The organism is Flavobacterium calami (assembly GCF_038290035.1).
In the GTDB taxonomy this organism is placed as follows: Bacteria; Bacteroidota; Bacteroidia; order Flavobacteriales; family Flavobacteriaceae; genus Flavobacterium; species Flavobacterium calami.
Genome location: NZ_JBBYHS010000009.1, coordinates 148,189 through 171,660, shown reverse-complemented (window position 1 = coordinate 171,660; position 23,472 = coordinate 148,189). Strand labels below are relative to the sequence as shown.

17 protein-coding genes are annotated in these 23,472 nt (G+C 41.4%); 2 read left to right on the top strand and 15 right to left on the bottom strand.

Annotation, left to right across the window (positions count from 1 at the left end; all coding sequences use genetic code 11):
• Positions 1–6: 6 nt before the first annotated feature.
• The 4 genes from AAEO57_RS10090 to AAEO57_RS10075 all read right to left on the bottom strand — a co-directional run bounded on the left by AAEO57_RS10090 (position 7) and on the right by AAEO57_RS10075 (position 7,095).
• On the bottom strand, positions 7–1,056 hold the full coding sequence (locus AAEO57_RS10090) for a TlpA family protein disulfide reductase (RefSeq protein ID WP_341692160.1): 1,050 nt from the start codon (positions 1,054–1,056) through the stop codon (positions 7–9).
• Between the two features lie 17 nt (positions 1,057–1,073).
• Positions 1,074–2,447 carry a RagB/SusD family nutrient uptake outer membrane protein gene (locus AAEO57_RS10085; protein WP_341692158.1) on the bottom strand — a complete coding sequence of 458 codons (1,374 nt, stop codon included), beginning with the start codon at positions 2,445–2,447 and terminating at the stop codon, positions 1,074–1,076.
• Between the two features lie 24 nt (positions 2,448–2,471).
• A complete protein-coding gene (locus AAEO57_RS10080; protein WP_341692156.1) occupies positions 2,472–5,831 on the bottom strand; it encodes a SusC/RagA family TonB-linked outer membrane protein in 3,360 nt (1,119 codons plus the stop codon).
• 112 nt (positions 5,832–5,943) lie between these two features.
• Positions 5,944–7,095 carry a FecR family protein gene (locus AAEO57_RS10075; protein ID WP_341692153.1) on the bottom strand — a complete coding sequence of 384 codons (1,152 nt, stop codon included), beginning with the start codon at positions 7,093–7,095 and terminating at the stop codon, positions 5,944–5,946.
• A 139-nt stretch (positions 7,096–7,234) separates the two neighbouring features.
• Here AAEO57_RS10075 and AAEO57_RS10070 point away from each other — a divergent pair, with 139 nt between their 5' ends.
• Entirely contained in the window at positions 7,235–7,855 is a 621-nt protein-coding gene (locus AAEO57_RS10070) for an RNA polymerase sigma factor (protein WP_341692151.1), read from the top strand.
• 81 nt (positions 7,856–7,936) lie between these two features.
• Here the strand turns inward: AAEO57_RS10070 and AAEO57_RS10065 are convergent, their stop codons facing one another.
• The 11 genes from AAEO57_RS10065 to AAEO57_RS10015 all read right to left on the bottom strand — a co-directional run bounded on the left by AAEO57_RS10065 (position 7,937) and on the right by AAEO57_RS10015 (position 22,017).
• A complete protein-coding gene (locus AAEO57_RS10065) occupies positions 7,937–8,761 on the bottom strand; it encodes a hypothetical protein (RefSeq protein ID WP_341692149.1) in 825 nt (274 codons plus the stop codon).
• A 96-nt stretch (positions 8,762–8,857) separates the two neighbouring features.
• The gene (locus tag AAEO57_RS10060; RefSeq protein ID WP_341692147.1) at positions 8,858–10,267 is read right to left on the bottom strand and encodes an efflux transporter outer membrane subunit; all 1,410 of its coding nucleotides are present in this window, start codon (positions 10,265–10,267) and stop codon (positions 8,858–8,860) included.
• Between the two features lie 10 nt (positions 10,268–10,277).
• Complete coding sequence (locus AAEO57_RS10055) at positions 10,278–13,421, bottom strand: efflux RND transporter permease subunit (protein WP_341692145.1); 3,144 nt, start codon at positions 13,419–13,421, stop codon at positions 10,278–10,280.
• Between the two features lie 27 nt (positions 13,422–13,448).
• A complete protein-coding gene (locus AAEO57_RS10050) occupies positions 13,449–14,540 on the bottom strand; it encodes an efflux RND transporter periplasmic adaptor subunit (protein ID WP_341692224.1) in 1,092 nt (363 codons plus the stop codon).
• A gap of 218 nt (positions 14,541–14,758) precedes the next feature.
• Complete coding sequence (locus tag AAEO57_RS10045; RefSeq protein ID WP_341692143.1) at positions 14,759–15,838, bottom strand: adenylate/guanylate cyclase domain-containing protein; 1,080 nt, start codon at positions 15,836–15,838, stop codon at positions 14,759–14,761.
• A 166-nt stretch (positions 15,839–16,004) separates the two neighbouring features.
• Positions 16,005–16,760, bottom strand: coding sequence for a LytR/AlgR family response regulator transcription factor (locus AAEO57_RS10040; RefSeq protein WP_341692141.1), 756 nt, complete (start codon positions 16,758–16,760; stop codon positions 16,005–16,007).
• A 5-nt stretch (positions 16,761–16,765) separates the two neighbouring features.
• A complete protein-coding gene (locus AAEO57_RS10035; protein WP_341692139.1) occupies positions 16,766–17,860 on the bottom strand; it encodes a sensor histidine kinase in 1,095 nt (364 codons plus the stop codon).
• Positions 17,861–17,957: 97 nt separating this feature from the next.
• Positions 17,958–19,001 (bottom strand): beta-ketoacyl-ACP synthase III, encoded by a 1,044-nt coding sequence (locus tag AAEO57_RS10030; RefSeq protein WP_341692137.1) that lies wholly within the window; start codon positions 18,999–19,001, stop codon positions 17,958–17,960.
• A gap of 41 nt (positions 19,002–19,042) precedes the next feature.
• Positions 19,043–20,368: a hypothetical protein gene (locus tag AAEO57_RS10025; RefSeq protein ID WP_341692135.1), complete on the bottom strand. Its 1,326-nt coding sequence runs from the start codon at positions 20,366–20,368 to the stop codon at positions 19,043–19,045.
• A gap of 65 nt (positions 20,369–20,433) precedes the next feature.
• The gene (locus AAEO57_RS10020; protein ID WP_341692133.1) at positions 20,434–21,279 is read right to left on the bottom strand and encodes a universal stress protein; all 846 of its coding nucleotides are present in this window, start codon (positions 21,277–21,279) and stop codon (positions 20,434–20,436) included.
• A gap of 192 nt (positions 21,280–21,471) precedes the next feature.
• Complete coding sequence (locus AAEO57_RS10015) at positions 21,472–22,017, bottom strand: TetR/AcrR family transcriptional regulator (RefSeq protein WP_341692131.1); 546 nt, start codon at positions 22,015–22,017, stop codon at positions 21,472–21,474.
• A 70-nt stretch (positions 22,018–22,087) separates the two neighbouring features.
• On the opposite strand from AAEO57_RS10015, the gene AAEO57_RS10010 reads away from it, so the two are divergent.
• Positions 22,088–23,434 (top strand): aminomethyl transferase family protein, encoded by a 1,347-nt coding sequence (locus AAEO57_RS10010; RefSeq protein WP_341692129.1) that lies wholly within the window; start codon positions 22,088–22,090, stop codon positions 23,432–23,434.
• Positions 23,435–23,472 lie beyond the last annotated feature (38 nt).

Here is a 23,472-nt window from a genome sequence, read left to right as displayed (position 1 = left end):
TTAGATTTAAGATTTTTTATAATTGTCCAGTACACCCTTTAAATACTTCAGGGTTTCCGGGGCCTCGTTATCTTTTTCAGCAATTGACAGTGATTTCACTGCTGCAGCCAGCGCCTTCTGTTTCTCGCCAGCCTTAAAGTAGCATCTTCCCATTTGATCCTGAACGACCATATTTTCCCCTAATTTATAATCAACAATAAGTTTCTCAAACAATTCTGCCGCATACAGGTAAATTTTACCGGACTGAATACCATCAGTTTGGGCAATGCTAATTGCTGCATTTGTTAAATTTTGTTCAAGCTCCTCCTTTTTAGATTCCTTGATCACCTGTTTGATATATTCAACAGCAGTCCATTCGGAAATATGAAGTAGTGCTGAGAATTTTTCACCTGCCAGTTCCCTTCCCTGCACAGTATCCTTTTTCATTACCTGATCTGCCAGATACACCGCTTTCACATACTCCTTGTTGCGACCGGCCATCACGGCTTCCTCTACCGAAATCTCAGGCTTTTCCATAAGCGCCCAAACCAGTGTTTTGATTTCCGTCGACGCAACATCAGTATAACTGTCAAAGCGCCCGCGAATGATACCTTCCTGATCGATAACAATAATAGTAGGGTTGCCCGCGCCTATTGATTTTCCATAAGCATCATTATTGATGGTCATAGGGAATTTATATCCCTTTTCCTGCCAGTATTTTAATGGATTTCCCTTTTTTACAGATTCCATGTAATTGACTCCTATCATCAAAAATTTATCCCCGTTATATTCAGCAAGGGAATCGTTTAACTGCTTGGTCAGATCCCTGCATGGGGCACACCAAGTGGACCAGAAATCAAGTACCACTACTTTGCCCTTAAGATCGCCGCTGTTAATTTTCTTACCGTCGGTGGTTGTCATCGAGAAGGGCTTTATTGGCTTGCCGTTATTTGATTCACTATATGCGCCGCCGTAAAAGCCTCTTGTTTCCTTGGTAACGCTTGCGATTTCCTGTGCCGAACCTACCAAAGGCAGGGCTAGGGTTATTGCCAGAATTATTTTTTTAATTGTCTTCATGTTTAGTATATAATAGTTTAATAATCTTTATTTTGTGTCAAATTTGGATTTAGTCTTATTTCAGTGGTCGGTATCGGATATAATGCATCTTCAGCTTTCCAATTTTTTCCTGTAATACCGCCCAGAACTTCTGCTGCCCTTCCAGTTCTTTTCAGGTCAAGCCAGCGGTGTCCCCATTCAGCAAATAATTCTGTTCTTCTCTCTTTTTCGATAAGGCTTAAACATTCGCTTTGGCTCAGCCCCTGGGCATCAATTTCAATAAGTCCAGCCCTTCTGCGGATCACGTTGATGTTCTCGACCGCTCCGGTGATATTACTCTGCTGTGCCTGAGCCTCTGCTGCAATTAGGAACTGTTCAGCTGCCCTGAGCAGAACATTATATTGTGGCCTGCCGGAAGTTTCATATGGATTCGTAGTGTATTTAGCCGCAAAATAATTCCCGTCAGTCTCCCCTACCCATGCCGTTTTTCTTAAATCTCCATCTTCAAAATCACTTACAAGATTGGCCTCGAGCAGGTGATCAGGTCCAAAAAGGTGCATCAGGGTGGATTCGAAACTGCTGCTGTAAAATTTCTGAGGCACTATCTGAAAGATGGTTTCAGCACTCTCAGGATAAAACACTTCAGATGCATCAGGCAGAATTGCAGATGCACCAACTGTACCGGCTATGGTCATCTCTGCATAACGTTGCGCCTCACTCCAGTTTTTTTCGTACAGATAAACCCTGGAAAGCAGTCCCAAGGCAACTGTTTTTTTGGCACGTATATTATTAGTTACAGTCTCAGGCAGGAATTCTGCCGCCTGTTTAAGATCCTGGATGATAAGGGCCGTAATTTCAGCTTGCGCTGTTCTTTTGGCTTTGGAATTTAGGCTCCAGTCGGTTGTCGTAATAAGCGGCACATCTCCCCATAGTTGGGTAAGGTAGAGATAGCAATACGCCCTTACAAACTTTGCTTCAGACACGAACTGCTGTCTTTTCACCTCCGGAATATTGGTGTTGTTTTCCAGCCCTTCCAATACGGCATTGCTCTGTCCTATTACCGCATATATGGAGGTCCACAAATCTTTGATATTCCCATTATTCGCCACAAGGTCATTGGTATGAAGCTGGGTACTTGAGCTGTCATCAAAATTTTTATAAATCTCATCAGAGGACTGTCCCAAAATGACGGTGGTCTGCCCCTGTCCAAACCCTACAGAGCTTAGCTGCAGGTAAATTCCAAGCACGGCAGCATTGGCACTTGTTTCATCAGCAAACGCATCTTGTTTGACAATTTTATTGCGGGGCGGATCTATTTCAGTAAAACTCTCACAGGACTGCCAGACAGTGCACATTGCGATAAACGTCAAAACAATAAGTCCCTTGTATATATTTTTAGCCGGATGTATCATAGCTTTATTTTTTTTAATGAATAACTAAAATGAAAAATTAACTCCCATCGTATAAATGCTCTGTGCAGGGAAACCATTTACATAACGGCTTGGAGAGGCAGGATCTTCCCCTTTGTAGGATGTTATGGTAAAAAGGTTCTGTCCCCTTAAAAATATATTTACATCCAGAGCCGGACTTGCCCCGGCGTTCTTTTGGGGTATCTTATAAGAAAGCGAAAGATTCTGAAGTCTTATATATGAGGCATCCACAAGATTGCCGTCTGAACTTAAAAACAAAAAATTATCAAGTGTGTTAATGGTAGTAAAAGCCCTTACATTGGTAATATCTCCTGGTTTCTGCCATCTGTCCAGCACCGTTACAGGCTGGTTTACTAAAGCTGTTCCCGGGGTCTCATTATTTGAAATACCATAAAATCCCCTGTGTTTTTTAAATGAAAAAAGAAAACTCAGTTCCAGGTTTTTATATTCCAGCGTGTTCTGAAAACCACCATAGAATTCAGGTGTCAGGTCTACTGCATACATGTCCTGTGAACCCGGATTGCCATCTATTACCCCATCATTGTTAAGATCTTCAAATATATATTCTCCATTATCGGGATTAACGCCTTTTGATTTTAATAAAAACACAACGTTTGTCGGTTTCCCCACAACATAATTGTATTGGTAGGAAGGATAATCTTCAAGATTTGGAAATGCCGCTACTTTATTTTTATTGATACTGATGTTGAAATTACTTCTCCATTTAAAGTTTTCCCTGTTGATATTAAAACTGCTTAGGGAAAATTCCCATCCCGTATTCTCAACTGCTGCCGGCACATTGCCAGGCACGGTCGAAGCTGAAAAGCCGGTAAAACCAGCCAAAGGAATGTCCAACAGCTGATCGTCAGAACGCTCCTTGTACCACGATGCATTCAGATTCACTGCATTGTCGAAGAACGCCAGTTCAAGTCCGATGTCCGTTTTTTTGTTTACCTGCCAGCTGTAATTTTCGTTGTAGGGCTGTATAAGGTTCAGCACAGGAACACCTCCGTAGGTATTTACGGATTCCCATAATTCTATGTACTTGTAGTCTCCCGAAGCGGCGCTTCCCGTAGTTCCGTAACTTCCGCGCAGCTTACCATAGCTCAGAAATTTGCCCCCCTTTAAAAATTCTTCTTCGGTAAAGATCCATGCTGCACCTGCAGAACCAAAGCTACCCATTTGTCCTCCTGCCTTAAAACGTGATGAATAATCAGATCTGGCAGTAAGGTTTACAATGTATTTTCCGTCCCAGTTGTAATTAAGCCTGCCGTAATAACTGGCGAAACGGAACTGGGCATAATTAGAACCTACATCTCCAATTACCCCGCTGCGCAGATCCCGCATAAGGGCTTCGGTTACAAATCCCCTGGCCTGTATGGTATTACCCTCTGTTATGTTCTCCTGCAGGGTTATTCCTGCCATTACATCCAGATTTCCTCTCGATATTGCAGTGGTATAGGTGATTTTGGGCTCTACGATCCAGCCTCTGAATTTATTATTTCCAAACTGGGTAATATTCTGGTATAATTCAGGCTGTGATCCCTGCGAAGAAGCCGGCACCAGTGCTATCTGACCCTGATCGGTTGTGGAATAGCCAAAACTTGATGAAACTTCAAGGCTGTCAAAAATCTTATAGCTCAAATCATAACTGGCCATAAAGTTCCTGGTATCACTTTCATAGGGCTGGAAAAAACTCTGAAAATTATAAGGCATCAAATCCTGTCCGAATTCACCGGCTCCCCATTCTGACCAATTTAGTTTCCCCTTGTCATCTAGGATACGCGGAGCATTTGGCGCAATATCAAAAGCGTAAGTACTTGCCCCCGGAAGTTCTGTATTAGTGTAGGCATAATTGAGCATCAGCGAGGTATTAAATCTCTTATCCCTTGAAGCATGATTAAAGGTGAACAGTCCCGACAAACGATTGTCCTTAAAATCATTTCTGAAACCTTTGGCTATCGGCGGTGTTTCTGAGTGAAACCCTCCGCTGAACCTGAATTTATTGAACTGGTCGCCTCCTGCATAGGACAATTGGAAATCCGTAGTGCGCGATCCCGAGGCCAGTTCATCTTGCCAGTCCGTATACCTGTTATTGTCCCAACGGAACAAATCAGGCGCATTGCTAGCATCCGGAACAATACCATCATTGCTTAAGGCTTCATTCCTCATCTCAAGGTATTGCTGCGTGTTGAGCATCTTTGTCTTTTTTGGGCGCATCTGAAGGCCGGTAAAAGTGCTCACGGTCAAGGTGGCTTTTTCGTCTTTCCCCTTTTTGGTAGTAATCAAAACAACTCCATTAGCACCACGTGAACCATAAATAGCAGTCGCATCACCATCTTTTAAGATACTGATACTCTCAATATCCTGCGGATTTATAAAATAAAGCGGACTCTGTGCACCGTTTGATCCAAAAAAGGAATTTTGATTAACACCGGCGTTGTTTAAATCGCCGTTACTGGTAATGAGCGGTATTCCATCAATAATATACAGCGGCGTACTGGGACTTGACTGGCTGTACAGGTCCTTTTTCCCACGAATGGTAATCTGTACCTGACTGCTGGCATATCCCCCTGAGTTTACAACATCCACCCCGGGAATAGTTCCCTCCAATGCCTTTAAGACATTGGATACAGGCTGTCTTTCTATGTCTTTTTTGGACAGTGTTGATACAGATCCTGTATTGTATCTCTGTGTTGTTTTGCCATATCCTACCAGTACCACTTCATCCAGGTTGCTGACATCTTCTTTCATGTTAACATTATACCTGTCCAAGTCCCCTACTGTAATTTCCTGGGTAATAAAGCCCAGATAGGAAAAAATAATAATATCACCAGTAGAAGCTAATACTGTATAACTCCCGTCAAAATCAGTCACTTTAAATTCGCTGTCCCCTTTAACATGAACATTAACCCCGGGGATAACGTACCCCTTGTAGTCTGTCACGATACCGCTTATCGGCCTGGTTTTTTTCTGCACATCAAGGCTTCCGAGCTTTTTAGGCTTCTTCTTAATCAGGATAGTATGATCCTTGGAAACTTCAAAATTGAAATCGCTCTTTGGAATACTTAGGTTCAACAGCTGATTGAGATCTATCTTTCCTTTTTTAAGCTGTACTTTTGGGCTGTCGATGAACAAATCATCAGGATAGAGAAAAAGATATTTGGTCTGTTTTTTTATGATCTTAAAAACTTCATCCACACTAACTAATTTATCTTTATCAATGCTTATTTTTTCCTGAGAAAAAGCATTCCCGGAGCTGAATCCGAAAGCTGTCGTGCAGAATAATAATATAAATGTTTTCATAATGGTCATCAGCAGACGTTTTCGCGCATGCGAAACGACCACAATTAGTTTAATTTTCATAATTTTGTTCTGGTGTTAATTATACATTGGTTTTAGTTAATACTCAAGTGAAGGATCGGAGTTCAGCCACCGCAAATGTTTGACTCCGTTCCCTTCTTTATAATTGGTTAGATTATTTTAATTCTATCTTTTTGTTTTTTATCTTATACTCTTTGATTATCCCAAAACTTTTAATGGTTTCCAGCACATTTTCAATTTTCTGGTCTTTTCTTAAGGTTCCATTAAATCGGGTATTCTCAATCTGCGCATTACCATAGGAAACTTCCATATCATACCATCGGGAAAGGACTTTCATAATCTCTGAAAGCGGTTTGCTTTCAAAGGTGAAAATGCCTTCTTTCCAGGCTGTATCATTATATACGTCAACTTCCCTGATCTGGACTTTATTGAGCTTCAGATCCAATACCGCCTGATGGTCAGGGGTCAGGATATTGGCAGTATTTCCGGCTTTGAGCGATATTTTACCCTTAACAAGGGTAGTGTAAATTGCACTTTCATCACCATAGGCCTTGATATTAAACTCTGTACCGAGCACTTCAATTTCCTGTTTTTTATTTAAAACTTTAAATTTGTCCCCCTTGTGGAGCGAACTTGGCGAAACTTCAAAGTAAGCTTCTCCATATACCAATTCTACTTTTCGGGTTTCCCCTTCCGTAAATACTACAGGATACCTGAGCTGCGACTCGGAATTCATCCAGACCTTGGTCCCGTCTGCTAATTTGAGGAAGAACTCCCCTCCCCTTGGAACGGTTAAGTAATTGAAGACAGCTTTATTTGCTGATACACCCTCTGTGCCGTAGACCAGCTCAGTGCCGTTAGATACGATATTTTTCGACCTGTATGTTTTTCCTTTTTCAAGCACTATTGTGCGTCCGTCCTCTGTGGTAAGGGTTGCCTTGTCAGTGCCAACTTTAATGATATTGTTTACAATGGTCTGGCTGCCTTTATCAATAACGGATGTTTGTTGGCTGAAGAAAAATGCGGCTAAAGAAACCAGCAGTGCCACTGATGCCGCCAGGGCATATTTAGCTTTCTTTTTAAATAATTTCCTGACCGGTTTTTCCTGCTGCTGTATTTGCTGCCACACTTTTTTAAAGGAAGTATCCAACTGCACAGAATCAAGGGACCTGTTTAAAAGATAAGCATCACGAATGTAATTTTGAAAAACAGTCCTGTTGTCCGATTTTTTAAGCCATTTGCGAAGTAACTCTAACTCGGAAGGGCTAATTTCATTTGTCAGATATTTTAAAATCAAAGCTTTCAAATTACCAAATATTTTAGGTTATATTATAAAGACATTGTTATGGGTAAAAACCCTTAAAAAATTATTGTTTTTTTTTGATATACGTTAAATGTATATTATTTCTACATTGATTTTTTGTTTTAGCCAAAAATTTGCACATTTGCAGAACACAGATTTAACTATGACCGATTTAATTTTAATAGAAGCTATAAAGCAGGATGACAATGGTGCTTTTGAGGAACTATTTAATCGCCATTACAAACCCCTTGTAGCTTATATCAATACTTTTACCAATGACTTCCAATTGTCCGAAGATATCGTACAGCAGACCTTCATTACCATATGGACACAGCGTAAAAAGCTTCCTTTTATAAAATCTATTAAAAATTACCTGCATACTGTTTCTTATAATGCCTTTATTGACCATTACAATAAATCCAAACGCACTGATTCCTTTTTTGAAGACTTAAAAGAAAAAGCACTCCGTGATTCCATTGATGATGACAGCGAACTTATTGAGCGAAGAATAGCAAAACTGATAAATATTGTAAATTCACTTCCACCGCGCTGTAAAGAAATATTACAGCTCAATAAAATTGAGGGATTGAAGTACGCAGAAATTGCCAAAAAATTAGATATTTCAGTAAAAACAGTAGAATCACAAATGCGCATCGCTTTTCAGAAAATCAGGGAAGGATTTGAAGATGACCCTTCTTTCCTTATCCTTCTGATCAATATGTCATACCTTAAAGATAACGAAAACCAGCAATTTGAAAATTAAAGTATTGAAAATTCAAAAATAATGAATCGGACAAATTTAAAAAGAAAAGCAAATTTCCGGCTATTGTTTTAAATGGTTTTTTTATGATTCGCCTGAATTAATTCCACAATCTTCCCTCCACTGCTTCTCTTCAGCGGCGATAAGTTCAAGATTAGCTACGATGCTCACAAGGCTGCTTTCCAGAGAACTCCTGCCGTCACGCCACTCTTTTTTATAAGAATCCTTTCTGATCTGCACAATAAGAACCCCGGTGCTGATGTACTGGGAAGTTTCCTGAAAAATCTTTGGGGGAATCCTTTTTAAACCTTCTCTCAGGTCAATTTCAATCTCAATTTCCTTATGGATCAGAACTACGCCTGTCTTATCGGTATTCTTCTCAAAGCTGTGTCCCCTGTATTGAAGCAGCTTAATGAGCGCATCCATAAACAGGAGTGCCCTGGGGATATTTTTTATTTCTACATTGAGATAAAGAACCTCTTTAAGGTCATTTTGATTCCAGCTGCTTGATTCCTTATTCTGCCAGTAAGATTGTGTTTTACGTATCACGGCAGATGGTCTGCTGATTCTCTTGGGCACATGTACCGGAGCATGCGGATCATCTTCTATGGTTTTAATCAATTTAAGCAAGGGAGTAAGATTCGCTATTCTGCGCAGGCGGCTCTCATACGTTTTTCTTAAAATCCCGATCTGATTGCTTCCCTGATAATCTTCATTAAGTTTAGGTATACTGCTTTTATTGTTTTTAAGCCTTAAAAGCTGCCTGCTCCCGGGAAGGGGAATCTGCATTTTATGACAGGCATCTTTTATTGAAATACTCGAGATATCATAATGTTTTGCTATCTGGGCAATTGGAAATTTCCAAACTAAATTATAGAGATCAGCCCGGGTAAATTGTACTTTGTCCATAGTTAATATAACATTTATGCTCTTAAAAAAAGGTCCAAAAAAAAATCCATCACCTTTTCACATTGGGAAAAAGATGATGGATTAATTTAAACATGTTTACTCTACGCCCCCGCCTAAAGCACGATACAGGTTTGTAGCAGCATTTAATTTTTCTAATTTTATAGCTACTACATCCAGTTCATTCTGAAGGGCATTGTTTTGTGCCGTGATCACTTCAAGGTAATTTGCCATCCCGCTTTTGTAAAGCAGTCCTGCATCGGCTGTTGCCTTTTCCAGTGAAATTGATTTTTCAGCTGCCAGTTTGATACGCTCATCGGCATATTTTAATCTGGACATGGCATCATTTACCTCTCCAACAGCCGTTATATAGGACTGTTTAAAACTGATAACAGCTTTTTCCTGCTCCAGTACCGCAACCTGATAAGCTGTTCTTAGGGTACGCTTTTTAAAGATAGGCTGCACGAGATTAGCCGCTATTGTTTTGGTAACTGATCCCGGAAAATTAAACCATTTATCAAATTCAAAAGAATTAATTCCAACAGACGGGCTCAGACTAAGTGTCGGATACATCGTAGCTTTTGCCAGTCCCGTTTTCGCATTGGCAGACATAACAGCATATTCGGCAGCTTTGACATCGGGTCTGCGGCTCAAAAGCGAAGCTGGAATTCCAGCCGGAATATCCACCTGAGATTCCGATGCATTTAAGTTCCCAGCCCGCGCTACGGTATCCGGATATTCGCCGCATAAAATCTTCAGTGCATTTTCCTGAACCGCTATGTTTGCTTTGGCCAGAGGAACTAATAATTCTGCCGTTTTTTTCTGGGCTTCTGTCTGGTTTACCGCCAGCGAGCTTATCGATCCTGAGCTGTACTGCAATTTCATCATGCCAAGTGTACTCTCGGTAAGTTCGATATTGCGCTGTGCTATCTTCAGCTGCTCATCCAGGCCCAGAAGGTTATAATAGGCTTGCGCTACCTGAACTATCATCCTGGTTTTCAAGGCAGAAAGATTCTCTTTTTGGGCAAAGTAAATTGCCTTGGCATCTCTTTTCTGCATGGCCGCCTTTCCCCATATATCCACCTCCCATGCCAGACGAAGATTTGCACTGTAATCATCCAGATAATCTTTATTGGTAAACTGCGCGCTCAGTGAACCATTCAATGAATTTTTAGACTGGTAAGCGCGGCTGGCTCCAGCATCAAAATCAAGGGTTGGAAGCAGGGACAATTTTGCCTGCCTGTAGTTCAAATCCAGCTGCTCCATACTTTTCACTGCAATAAGAACCTCGTTGTTTTTAACAAGGGCTTTTTCTATCAGATCAGCAAGAAGAGGATCTTTATAATAATTCCTCCACGGCATTAAAATGGTATCTGCCGTCACGGTTATCTCTTCACGATATTTTCCGGGAGCATTAAATTCTGCTCTGGAATATTTTTTACCTACCGCGCAGGATGCCAGCAAAAGTCCTGCAAATAGAGTGACTGTTACATTATATATTATTTTCATTATTGTTCCTTTAATTTTGATTTAAAAATTTTTTACCCGTCATTTTTTCCTGCAGATACTGGAAGACGATAAAAAGTAACGGAATTACAAAAATTCCCAAAACAACTCCGCTGAACATTCCTACTGCCGCACTGATACTGATGGATCTGTTCCCCACTGCGGTACCTCCAGAGGCAAACATCAGCGGTATCATTCCCACTATAAAAGCCAGGGAAGTCATGATAATAGGCCTTAATCTTGATCTTGCGCCTTCTATGGCGGATTCTACAATAGAAAGCCCTGTGTATCGCCTTTGAAGGGCGAATTCTACAATAAGTATCGCATTCTTTGCCAGAAGCCCCACCAGCATAATGAGTCCGACCTGTACATAAATATTATTATCTAACCCAACTGCTTTAATGCCAGCAAAGGCTCCCAGCATACCTGTCGGTATAGAAAGAAGTACGGCCAGAGGAAGCAGATAACTTTCGTACTGTGCAGCAAGTAAAAAGAAAACAAAAAGAAGCGATAACCCAAATATGGCAATAGTCTGATTCCCTCCTGCTTTTTCCTCAAGGCTCAATCCTGTCCATTCATAGCTGTAATCAGAAGGCATTTTGTCGAGAACCTTTTCAAGATTTGTCATCACTTCTCCGTTGCTGAATCCCGGCAGGGCCACTGCTGTGATATTAACCGAATTATACAGATTGTAACGGTTCACCGATTCTGGTCCGTAAACTTTATGGAGTGTCACAAGAGATTTTACAGGCACCATTTCCCCTTTGGCATTTCTCACAAATATTTCATTGAAAGCATCCTGATCGGTTCTAAAAGCCCCATCAGCCTTTACATTCACTCTGTAAAACTTTCCAAATCTTGTAAAATCCGACGACTGATCACCGGCAAAATAGGTCTGGATATTATTTAATAATTCGCGCACATTAACTCCCATCTGTCCCGCTTTCTCTTCATCAACTTCAAGTTCAAACTGCGGATAATCTGCCCTGAAAGTTGTGTAGGCGTACTGTACTCCCGGCTGCTGCATAAGCTGTCCGATTACTTTATCAGTCATAGCTTTCAACGTCGCCGGATCACGTGCAGTCCTGTCCTGAAGCACCACTTCGGCACCGCTGGTGACTCCAAATCCTTCAACAGGAGGCATCCTTAACACCATTACCGAGCCTTCTTTTATAACAGCTAGCTTACCGCTGACCATATTGAGGATTTCATCGATATCCTTAACGGCTCCTCTCTGTTTTTTAGGCTTTAACTTTATAAAACCAAATCCATAGGCAGGACTGGCACTGTTGCTCAGGATATTGAAACCGGTTATGGTAGTATTATTATCAATAGCCTCTACCGATGCAAGTTCTTTTTCAATTTTTTTGACCACCTCTGTAGTCCTGTCCAGACCCGTACCTGGCGGCATCGATAAACTGTAAATCATAAAACCGTCGTCTTCCATTGGCACAAAACTTTTTGGAGTTGACATCATCATAAATACCGCTATGGCGCTTATCCCCATTACAATGCCTCCTGCAAGCCATTTTCTTGAAATAAGAAAACGAACTCCTTTAATATATTTACCGGTCAGGTTGTTAAAGCTGGAATTAAACCCGATGAAAAAACGCTCTTTGAATCCTGTTTTTTGATGAGTATCCCCATGCTTTTCGCTGTGACTGTTCTTTAACAAAAGTGCACATAATGCAGGTGTAAGGGTAAGAGCGTTTATCGCCGAGATGATAATTGCAATGGCCAGTGTATAAGCAAACTGTTTGTAGAAAATACCTGATGATCCTGTCATGAAACCAATCGGTATGAATACTGCCGACATCACCAGGGTGATCGAAACAACGGCTCCGGTGATCTCTGCCATAGCGCTGTGGGTGGCCTGCTTGGCTGAAAGACTGGAATCCTCTTCCATTTTACTATGGACGGCTTCAACCACTACAATGGCATCATCAACTACAATACCAATGGCCAGAACCAAGGCAAAAAGTGTCAGTATGTTAATGGTAAATCCAAAAACCAGCAGGAAGAAAAATGTTCCCACAATGGCTACCGGTACGGCAATAGCCGGAATGATGGTAGAACGGATATCCTGCAGGAATATAAAGACCACAATAAAAACCAGTATAAAAGCTTCCAGTAACGTAGATTTTACCTGTCCTGTAGCTTCATCGAGCTTATCCTTTGTACTCATCACACCGACGTACTTAATTCCCGGAGGAAAGGATTTGGATAATCTTTCCACCTCTGCATTTACCCCAATTTCAATTTCATTTGCGTTGGAGCCCGATGTCTGCAGAATTGCCATTGTAACGGCATTTTTCCCGCTTGATTTATTATCCCCGCTGTAGGATATGGAACCAAATTCAACTCTGGCCACATCTTTAAGTCTTAAAATATTGCTGCCATCGGTCTTAACCACAATATTTTCATACTCTTCGGGCTTGTTTTTCTTTCCCTTATAGCGTATCACATACTGCAGTGCTGCCTTTGATTCTTCCCCGAATTTCCCCGGAGCAGACTCCAGACTCTGGTCTGCAATAGCTCTTGTTACATCTGATGGCACCAGGCCTGCATTGGCCATTTTGCGAGGGTCAAGCCATATTCTCATCGAATAGTCCTTCTGTCCGAAGATCTGTACCTGTCCCACTCCGGGCACACGTTTTATCTGTGGAACCAGATTGATGTTGGCATAATTCTGTAAAAACAAATCATCATATTTTTTGTTATCTTCTGTGTAAAGATTGAAAATAACAATCATACTGTTTTGCTGCTTTGAGGTTGTAAGCCCCATTTTTACTACTTCCTGAGGAAGTTTTGGGGTAGCCTGCTGCACCCTGTTCTGCACATTTACAGCCGCCTGGTCAGGATCTACTCCCTGTTTGAAAATAACACTGATCGAAAATGTCCCATCATTGCTGGCAGTAGATTTAATGTACTGCATATTCTCTACACCGTTAATCTGTTCTTCAAGAGGTGTTACCACTGAACGTATAACGGTTTCACTGTTTCCTCCCGGATAAGATCCGCTCACCATAACGGTCGGAGGCGAAATATCCGGAAACCTGGTTACCGATAATCTGCTAAGACCTATGATACCCAATATCACCAATACAATGGAGATAACCGTAGCCAATACAGGCCTGTCTATTATTTTTTTTAACATGGAAAATGTTATTTATATTAACTAAAATTATTTTTTGCTTACAGCTGCCGAACCGACTATCGCCCTTACTTCCATACCGTCATTTAAGGCATCAATCCCATTTAGTGCGATCCTGTCCCCGCTTTTTACACCGCTTTTCACAAAATAGTCACTTCCGGCACTGCCAGCAATTTCAATTGGTTTCATGGCAACTTTATTTCCTTTGCCCAGCACAAAAACAAAAAACTTATCCTGTATATCCTTTACACTTGCCATTGGCACGGTAATGACCGATGAGAGGCTGCTGTTGAGTATAATCCTGGCTGAACCGCCTGAGCGCAGCTGTTTATTAGGATTGGCAAAGACTGCTTTTAGGGAAATGGTACCGGTAGACCTGTCGATATTACCGCTTGCCGTCTCGAGTTTCCCCTGATGTTCATAAAGGCTGCCATCAGCCAGAACCAGGCTGACATACTGATTTGATTTGGAATCTTTTAGAAAAGAAAGGTAATCTGCTTCGCTGAGTGAGAAATAAACAAATACGGTATTAATTTCCGAAAGAATCGTTAAAGGCACTGCGTCAGAGGGAGTAACCAAATTACCCACACGGTTTGGAATACGGCTGATGTAACCGCTTACCGGGGCTTTTATTAAAGAGAAACCTGCGTTAAGCTGTGAAGATCCTAATGCAGCTTTGGCCTGTGCTGCCTGGGCAGAGGCTGCTTCCAGAGATGCCTGAGCGGTCTTTAGCTGCATTTCAGAGAATACCCTGCCTTCAACAAGAGGTTTAATTTTTTCAACCTCCAATCTGGCGTTGGCAAGGTTTGCCAGGGCACTCTTATAAGCGGCACGGCTGCTGTTGACCTGTTCGGCGAAAACATCCGACTTAATTTTGAAAAGCGACTGTCCTTTTGCTACATAGTCCCCTTCCTTTACATATACAGCCTCAAGATAACCTGAAACCTGTGCTTTTATATCTACATTAACGGCACCTTCAATAACTCCGGGGTATTTTTTTTGTACATCGGCCGTTTTGGACTGCGCCTGAAAGAAATCTACTTCCGGTTTCGGAACCCCGTAGGCATCTGCTCCCTGGCCGCCTTTGCCGCACGAAGAAATGCTGATGATAATCAATAACATAACCACCTTAGTGATTGTCTTATTATTCTGGAAAAATTGTTTTGTCATTTTTATTTCATTTTAATGAATACACTGAATTTGATGACAAAATAACAACCAGAAAGCCCCTTTAGTTTAGAGAAGTTTACCCAAGCGTATTTTTTTGATGCTGAAACGAACAAAACCAGAACTGAGAAAAAAAGGCTTGCCGGGAATCACTAAAAGTGCAATAATGATATTCAGGGGCAGTATTTATAAATAGGCACAGACTTCTTTTTACCCCGCAGAACGGCTGTTTGGATCATGGAGAAGTTCTTCTTTTCAAGGGATGGCAGCTGCTCAAAAAAAGAATGCGTTACCAGCAGATCCGCCTTCTGATCACTGCAAAGATCCCTTACCCTGGCTGCCGTAGTGAGCACATCCCCGTGATAGGCAATTTCGGTTTTTACCCTGCCTATTTCAGCAACGGTAACCATCCCTTCGTTGAGGGAGGCCTTAAACTTTGGAACCAAACCGAACCTTGCCTGATAAAACTCTTTTTTTTCCAATAATCCAGCGGTAAAAGCTTTAAATATCGCTGTACATTTCTCCCTTTTGAAACCCTGCCCCACCTTCCATGTAAGCACCGCTTCATCACCCACATATTGATATACTTCAGCATCATATTGAGCCAGGAGTTCTGAAAGGTCCGAAAAACACTGCTGAAGCAAAAGACTGTAATTATAATGCCCGGCATCTTCAGCCACTGCCGCGGAACACTTCATATCAAGAAACATAAAAACCCTGTATTCCACTACAGGAACCCTATAATTTCCAATCAATAAACTTTTAAAATAGCTCTTGCCAAGCCTTCTTTTAAAAGCCTGAAGCAGTGTGATAAACACATGAACTGCCAGGCAATAAAAAGTAAAACTCACCCCCCACTTGGCATCAGGGTGCATTTCAAGTAAATCATCTATTGCGATGAGCTGCTCTTTATCCAGTTCGATAATTATTAAAAGACCGATAAAGCAGCTAATTAAAAAAAGAAAAGATCTCAGCAGGGTGGTAAGCAGGATGCCGCAGTTTCGAAAAAACCTCGGGTAGAGAAATTCCTGCAGCAGGAAAAGATTGGTCCCCATAAATAATCCGACAAAAAAAGCTCCGGTGATTTCCGCTACTAAAAAGTCCTTAACATTAAATCCTTCAGTGCGGAAAAAAGAAATATCCACTATGCTGTAGGTCATAATGATATAGAAAATAAAAGCGCTAATCCAGAGTCCTACAATCTGCAGGTACTCCTTAAATTTCAAAGATGTTTTCAAGGTATACTTTGTCATGATCATTTAGATGTAAAAACGGTATGCCGATAAGGCCTACTGCACAAATGTGCTTTTACAAAACTAAACCAAGACTAAAAATAAATGTGCAGAAGTATTACCCAAACGGCTATTCCATTGCCCCAATAGTAGGATATGCACTCTTAAATGATTTCTGAGAATCTTATCAGCGGTCCATCCACTGCTTAAAAACCGGGGCTTTTTCACGGCTGATGACCACCTCTCTTTCCGGATCGAGCTTAAGCTGTATTTTAAGCTTTGCATTAAAGTAATTGGAAATAGACCTGATGCTTTCCGCCCGGATAAAAAACTGTCTGCTGGCACGAAAAAAAACATCGGGATCCAGTTCCTGCTCCAGTTCTTCCATGGTCTGTGAAACGGGAATAATCTCTCCTGATTTAAGAAACAAATTGCTTATTTTAAATTCGGAATAAATAAAATCGACATCTGCAACATCCACGCTTTTATAGCCGTCCCTGTAGTTTACCAAAAAACGCATTCGGAACACCGCCCTATGCATAAACCCTTTAAGCAGTCCTGCTATATCGGTTGCACTGTTATCGTTTTTTGCCATTGCCTTAAATTTTTTCAAAGCATGCTCAAGCTCATTTTTTTCAATGGGCTTCATCAAATAATCAATACTGTTAACCTTAAAAGCCTTTATGGCGTATTCATCATAAGCCGTTGTAAATATAACCGGCGAGCTGATCTGCACCTGGTCGAAAATAGAGAAACTCAGTCCATCAGCCAGACGGATATCCATTGTGATTAAATCAGGCACATGGTTGTTTTTCAGCCACAGCACTGCTTCCTTAACGGTGTCAATTACCGCTAAAATTTCACAATCAGGTTCCAGTTCCTCGAGCAGTCTTTTAAGACGGGCAGCATTAATGACTTCGTCTTCTATAATTAGAATTTTCATATTGTTTATATTAAAGGCAGCCTTACACAATAAAAACCGTTCGATTCTGAAAAGACCGGCATCCGGTCGTGGAGTATTTTATACCTAAAGACAATATTTTTATTGCCTACGCCAGTTGAAATAAGGCTTTTCCCTGCTGTTGGCTGCAGATTATTCCTCACCACAATATCCCCAAGATCCGAATAAATAGAAATTGTAAGGGGACTTGATAATGTTGCCATATTGTGTTTTATAGCATTTTCTACCAGCAGCTGCAAGGTCAAAGGAGGCAAATGAAGATCCAGCATAGCCATATCTATTTGTAATTTCAATGCGACCTTATCACCCAGGCGTTTTTTTAAAAGATAAAAATAGGCATTCAAAAATTCCAATTCCTCTTTCACGCTGATGGTATCGTTATTTAAATTGGAAATCATGTAGCGGTAAACCCTTGTGATATTTTCCAGAAATGCTGCCGCTGCCTGCTGGTCTTCGTGAATGAGTTCGGTAAGGGTGCTGAAATTATTAAAGATAAAATGCGGATCAAGCTGTAACTTTAAGGATTCCAGTTCAGATCGCGCGGCTGCTTCCTGAAGTTCAGATGCCTTAATTTTCAGTTCTGACGCTTCTTCGGAGGTAAACCGCCATCGATTGAGCAGAAATATGCCCGTATGGATAAAGCTTATAAAAAGCGACAGGATGGCTGCGAATATATTGGACTGCCATATCTGCACCAGTTCGCTTTCTTTTAAAGGAGTCCATGAATAAATACACTGCCATAAATATGAAAAGCAGTAGTTTATAATAATATTTCCAATGATGATGCATATAAATTGTGCAAAGGCCCTAAAGATGGGTTTCTGATCCCAGCTGATCCAGTAATTTAAACTGCGCCCTACAAACAAGCTCAATTCAGTGAGTACGGCACAATAGACCAGAATGACAAATATATCTACTGTCCAGTCGATAACCAATACGGTATCCTGGTCGAAATCCTGGTATGGATTCAAAAAATAGTAAGAAGACAAATAAATTAAAAAGACGACCGGAATAACGATGATCCTATAATATTTATAGAAAAAATTCTTTCCATAGGCCTTATTTTGAAATCCTGTATTCATCAGCTGGCAGCGTATTTAGGTAGTGAATTAATAAAATTATGCATTTATATTTAAATAGAGCTTAAAATTCCCATTGCTATTCTATGGCAGGCCTTTTTTACTGCAGGGCTAAAACATTTTTATTTTCAAGAGCAGTCTTTACTTCATTCTGCATTTTTTTTTCGCGCATAACTCCCCATTTTAAACACAGTGCGCCCCATGAAAACCCCGCTCCAAAGGTAGTAATAAGCATATTGTCCCCGGCTTTAAAATCAGCTGCAAAATCCCAAAGGCACAAAGGAACGGTTGCAGATGTTGTATTACCGTATTTCTCAATATTGACTTTTATTTTTTCAGACGGAATCTTTAAATTTTCGCCCACCGCATTTATGATCCTCAGATTTGCCTGATGCGGCACCATCCAGTCAAGATCCTGCGCATTCCAACCGTTATGCTCCAGCGCCTCTTGGGAAACTCCGCTCATGGCTTCTACCGCTTTTTTGAACACCAGGGATCCATCCTGTTTTATATAATGCTTTCGATGCACGATGCTCTGCATACTGGCAGGAAATTTCGATCCCCCTGCCGGCACGAGCAGTGATGCCGTACCGCTTCCATCGGAACGCAGGATACTTCTCATCATTCCGTATCCTGACCCTGTCTTTTCCAGCAGCACAGCTCCGGCCCCATCCCCAAAAAGTATGCAGGTACTGCGGTCTTCATAGTCGACAATTGAGCTCATTTTGTCTGCACCGGCTACAATAATTTTCTGATACCTGCCGCTTTCGATCATTCCTGCCGCCATTTCCAGTGCGAATAAAAATCCGCTGCAGGCAGCATTTAGATCCATTCCAAAAGCATTTACCAGACCGCTCATGCGGCATACTTTGGCCGCCGTTGGAGCCAGGATATGATCCGGGGTCGCGGTTGCCAGAAGCAGACCGTCAATTTCTGCCGGGTCTACCTGATAATTCTCCATTAGGTTATCAATAGCTGCACAGGCCAAATCAGATGTTCCTTTTCCCAATGCTATCCTTCTTTGTTTTATTCCTGTTCTTTTTTGGATCCAGTCTTCGGTGGTCTGGACTGTTTCTGAAATTGTTTTATTATCCAGTACAGAAGCAGGCACGTAGCCTCCCACTGCAGTAATAGCTGCCTTCATTTTATGTTTTATTTATTTTATGATACATCCTGATCGTTTTTTTACAGATAGATGCTATTTATTTTCTTTTTGCGTTTCCTGAGCAGAAGCTCCTGCAGGCTGAGAAAAACACTTAGATAAGCCGGCACCGGCAATAGCAGAATAATACTGGAACTAGTGATAACTGCAGCTCTCAGAAGTGCTTTCAAGTCAGGCGTGCCGCTTAAGTACAGAGACATTACCATAAAAAGTACAGCTGCTGCCATTGATACAAAAACCACATAAACCGTTTTTGAGAGTGAACCGAGCAGCGTACCGGGCTGAACAGCATTATTTTTAGAACAGCGAAATGCCATATCGGTTTGAAGATAAGTCCCAATGAAGCTGACAATCAGACTGCCGTAAAAACAGATCTCTTTGAGGATTTCAGATTCAGAGAGGAATGCCTGGCAGAGCGCGTCGAGTAAAAAATAATTTAAAAGCGTCGAAAAAACAGCTGCAAATGCCAGTGCGTAACTTTCGTAACGCAGCACGACCACTAAAAAGTAAACTATCGGCAGTATAATGAGCGAGTTGCCCTGTGAATTTCCAAGGGATAAATTGTTTTCAAATTTAACCGCCCCCATGCATGCAATGCTCAAGGCAGTGAAAAGGGTAATTAACCAGCAGGCCGGCTTATAATCAACAACAGGGCTTATTACCCATGCCAGCAGCCCAACTGCTTTTTCAATGCTCCTGTTAAGCTGTAAAACAGCCTTTTCTGAAAATGAATGCTCCAGGTCATCCTGCATGCGCTCTTCATTTACAGAGCCCATCCAGCAATTGGCCAGAAGCGGCAGCAGCATTACCGCATTTATTACAGCCGAAGCGCTCCCTGAGATCAGTACTGTTGTAAAATGGGGAAAAAAAACGTGCTCATTCTGATAAAAGGCAGGAAGGCTCAGCAATGATACCCCGCCAAGGGACAGCATTATAGTATAAAAGTGCATCGTTAGTGTTTTTTCCACGGCAGGCAGTGCCCCTTCTGAAGGTTTTTTATACCTGTTGATGCCGCACAAGAGCATTGTATTTAGAAAAACAGAAAAAAAGAGGCTCACTAGAATAGCTGCAGCTGTAAATACTGAATATTCCAGCTGGAACAGATCAATAAAAAAAAGTACAGCAATAAGCGTATTTACTGTACAGAGGAAACTAATAAAGACCGAGACCATGTTCTTTAGAAAGAGATAACTTCCCAAAGCTGTAATGAGAAACAGGGATATTAGATAGTCCGTGTCTATTTCATACAATGCCGGTGAGGATTTTATCAGTGATATGCATCCCAAAACAAAAAAAAGGACAGGAAGAATACTGAGTAAAATTGAAGAGCTGAAAAAATTTTTCTTCATGATCTGCTGCGGATAAAGTTATAGGGGCTGAAAGCCTTTTTATATTTTGAGACTGGAAAAACAAGTCATTGATTGTAATTTGGAAAAGACAATAGCGGAATATCAAGTCCGGCCGCCATCACGGCAGTTTTGCTTTTATGCACCAGGGAATCCCAAAAGCCGTATTTTTGAGGAACCATTACCAGAAGTTCGGCACCATAATGCTTTATTTCCTTTTCTATCTCGCTTATTACAGCATTAGACCTTACGGTCTTATAGATATATTTCACCTTACTGAATTCTTCTTCAATTACCGAACTCAGCAATGCAGATTCCACGGCCTGCTCCTGCTTGATATCGTGCAGCTTTTCATCTACACTGAAAAACTCGATTTCAGCTCCAAGGGTGCTCACTACCTGGCGCAGCCAGCTGAACCTTTTTATGGAAGATAAGCTTATGGAGTCGCAGGCGTACAATATTTTTTTCGCCTTATGGAAATGGGCGTTTAAGGGAACTGCCAGCACGGGAATATTGAGTTTTTTTATGACTGCTGTAGTGGAATTCCCTATAAGCTCCTGCTCGAAAGAGCGTTCTGCCATTCCCATAACGACAAGTTCGGGCTTGTAATTATTAATTAAACCGGCGAGCTGTTCTTCCAAAAAGGAATAGCTGCAGAACGAGCTGACCTCAATATTGTAAAGGCCGGCAAGGCTCTTGCCAAAGGCATCAAGCCTTGATGCAGCTGTATCGATCTGCTTCTGCAGTGCCTCACCGCTTATTTGAGCATTGGAACTATGTACGGTGAGGGTAAAAGAATTAAAAATAATAAGTTTTGCTCCTGCACTTTTTGCAAGGCCGGCCGCATAGCTGACCGCGTTATTGGCTATAGGAGTAAAATTGGTAGCCGCTATGATAGTTAAGGGTAAATTCATAAAAGATTATTTAAGCAATTATGAAAGTAAAATTGATCAATTAATCAATTTACCGATTAAAAAAGTTACTGTAGAAGCATTTTTTACACCCCAACCGTAATTTTAGGCTTCCGAAATTAATCCTGCACTGAAAGCCTGTAAAAAACATGAGCTTTCCCCGAATGACTGCTCCTGGAAATACTACTGCTTGATTTACAAACTGTTTATCAGCTGGAGAATTTTTTGTTTCTGCAGGCTGCTGATAGGATAAATCCCTAAAATGTCCGAAAACCACATGCCGTCTGCTACGAGAAGCGCCATTAAGGAAAGCGCATCTGCATTATCAAAATCAAGGGCTAGATATTGCTGTACCCACTCTTTCCACCTATCGCGAAAATGACCATTATTAACGGTTCCCTTGAGGATCACGTTCATGGTATTTAAATAACAGCCCTCGGGCATATCGCCGCATACTATTTTCAAATAAGCATAGGCAGGCTGGAGCTGGGGATTATTTTCTTTTTCGTGCTCTATCAACACCGATAATTCTGCAAGACTCTGCTCAAAGAGTTCGTCAAGGAGTATTTCCTTGGATGGGAAGTGATGAATTATGCCTCCTTTGCTTAATCCTGTCTTTTGTGCTATTGCCTGAAAGGTGACATCGCTCCATGCCATCGATGCCCCTATCTCGGCGGCCGTTTCCAGAATTAGTTTTTTATTTGCCAAAGGCTCCTTTTTTCTCTTGTACGGGTTTTCCATTTCACAAAGATACCGAACATTTGGTTTGTTTTAAAAAAATATGTAATTTGTGTATATAAAAAAATGGATCATGAAAAATAATAAAACCGAGAATATACCACACAGCCCTTATCTCCCTATAGATAAAAATGTATCAGATTACAACACTGCCTTTGAGCATTTATCTCCCTACAGCTTTTCGGGATTCAAAAAGGAATCGCTTTCCTGGAAACATACCTGTTACCTGCATGCCGGACTTAATCCTGCATATCCCTATAAAATCAGCGGCAAGGATGCTGTCAGGCTTTTTTCTGACACCTGCGTGAATGACTTTAAAACATTTTCAAAGGGAACAACACGCCATGCTGTTATGTGCAATGAAAATGGCAATGTAATGGCCGACGGCATCCTGCTGAGCTTGGGAAATGATGAGTATATGAGCTATTTTTTAAGCCCCTATATCAACTATTTTGCTGACAGCGGCAAGTACAAGGTGAAGGGAGAAGACCTCAGCGGAAAAGTTTATTTATTTCAAATCGGCGGACCAAATTCACTTGCCGTACTGGAGGCTGCAACAAAAAGCAGCCTTCGTGACATCGCCTTCTTCCATCACCGGGAGAGCCGGATTTACAGCGATGAGCAGCCCGATAAAAAATATGACGTACGGATCCTTAGAATGGGTGTTGCCGGGACCTTGGCCTACGAGGTTCATGGCCCGATAGAGGATGCGCAGGAAGTTTATACTGCACTGTTGAAGGCCGGAGAATCTTTTGGCATGGAACGCTTAGCAATGCAGGTATATGGGATGAACCACACTGAAAACGGCTTTGTGCAGTCGTTTATCCATTTTTCCGCTGCCTATTATCAGGATAAAGCTTTTATGGAATACATTGGAGACAAATTCAACATGATACTGGATAATCTGGCGGGAAGCGCTGGGAGCTCTATTGAAAAGCGATACTTAAATCCTGTTGAGGCGGGCTGGAGCAACCGTATACACCTTGATCATGACTTTATAGGACGTAAGGCCATAGAAGCTGTTTTGAAAAACCCAAAACGCATGCCTGTCACACTGGTCTGGAACAGCGATGATATTCTGGAGGTGTATCAATCCCAATTCGAGCAGGGAGAAGAATACCAATATATGGACCTCGCCGCAAATGAGATATGGACTTCCAACAACACGGCGGTTCATTCTGACGATGTGGTCAAAAACGGAAAAACAATAGGGATCTCAAGCGGGAGGGTTTACAGCAATTACTATAGGGTCATGATTTCATTGTGCATTATAAACATTGAAGATTCCGAGCTGGGCAGTGAAGTGGAAATCATATGGGGAGAGCCGGGGGTACGTCAAAAAAACATACGGGCTGTCATTTCACGATTTCCCTACCTGGATTTACCGAGAAACAAAAATATCGATGTGAAACTGCTGTGATCATAAATCAAAAGCACCCTAAGGATTCTATGTATTCA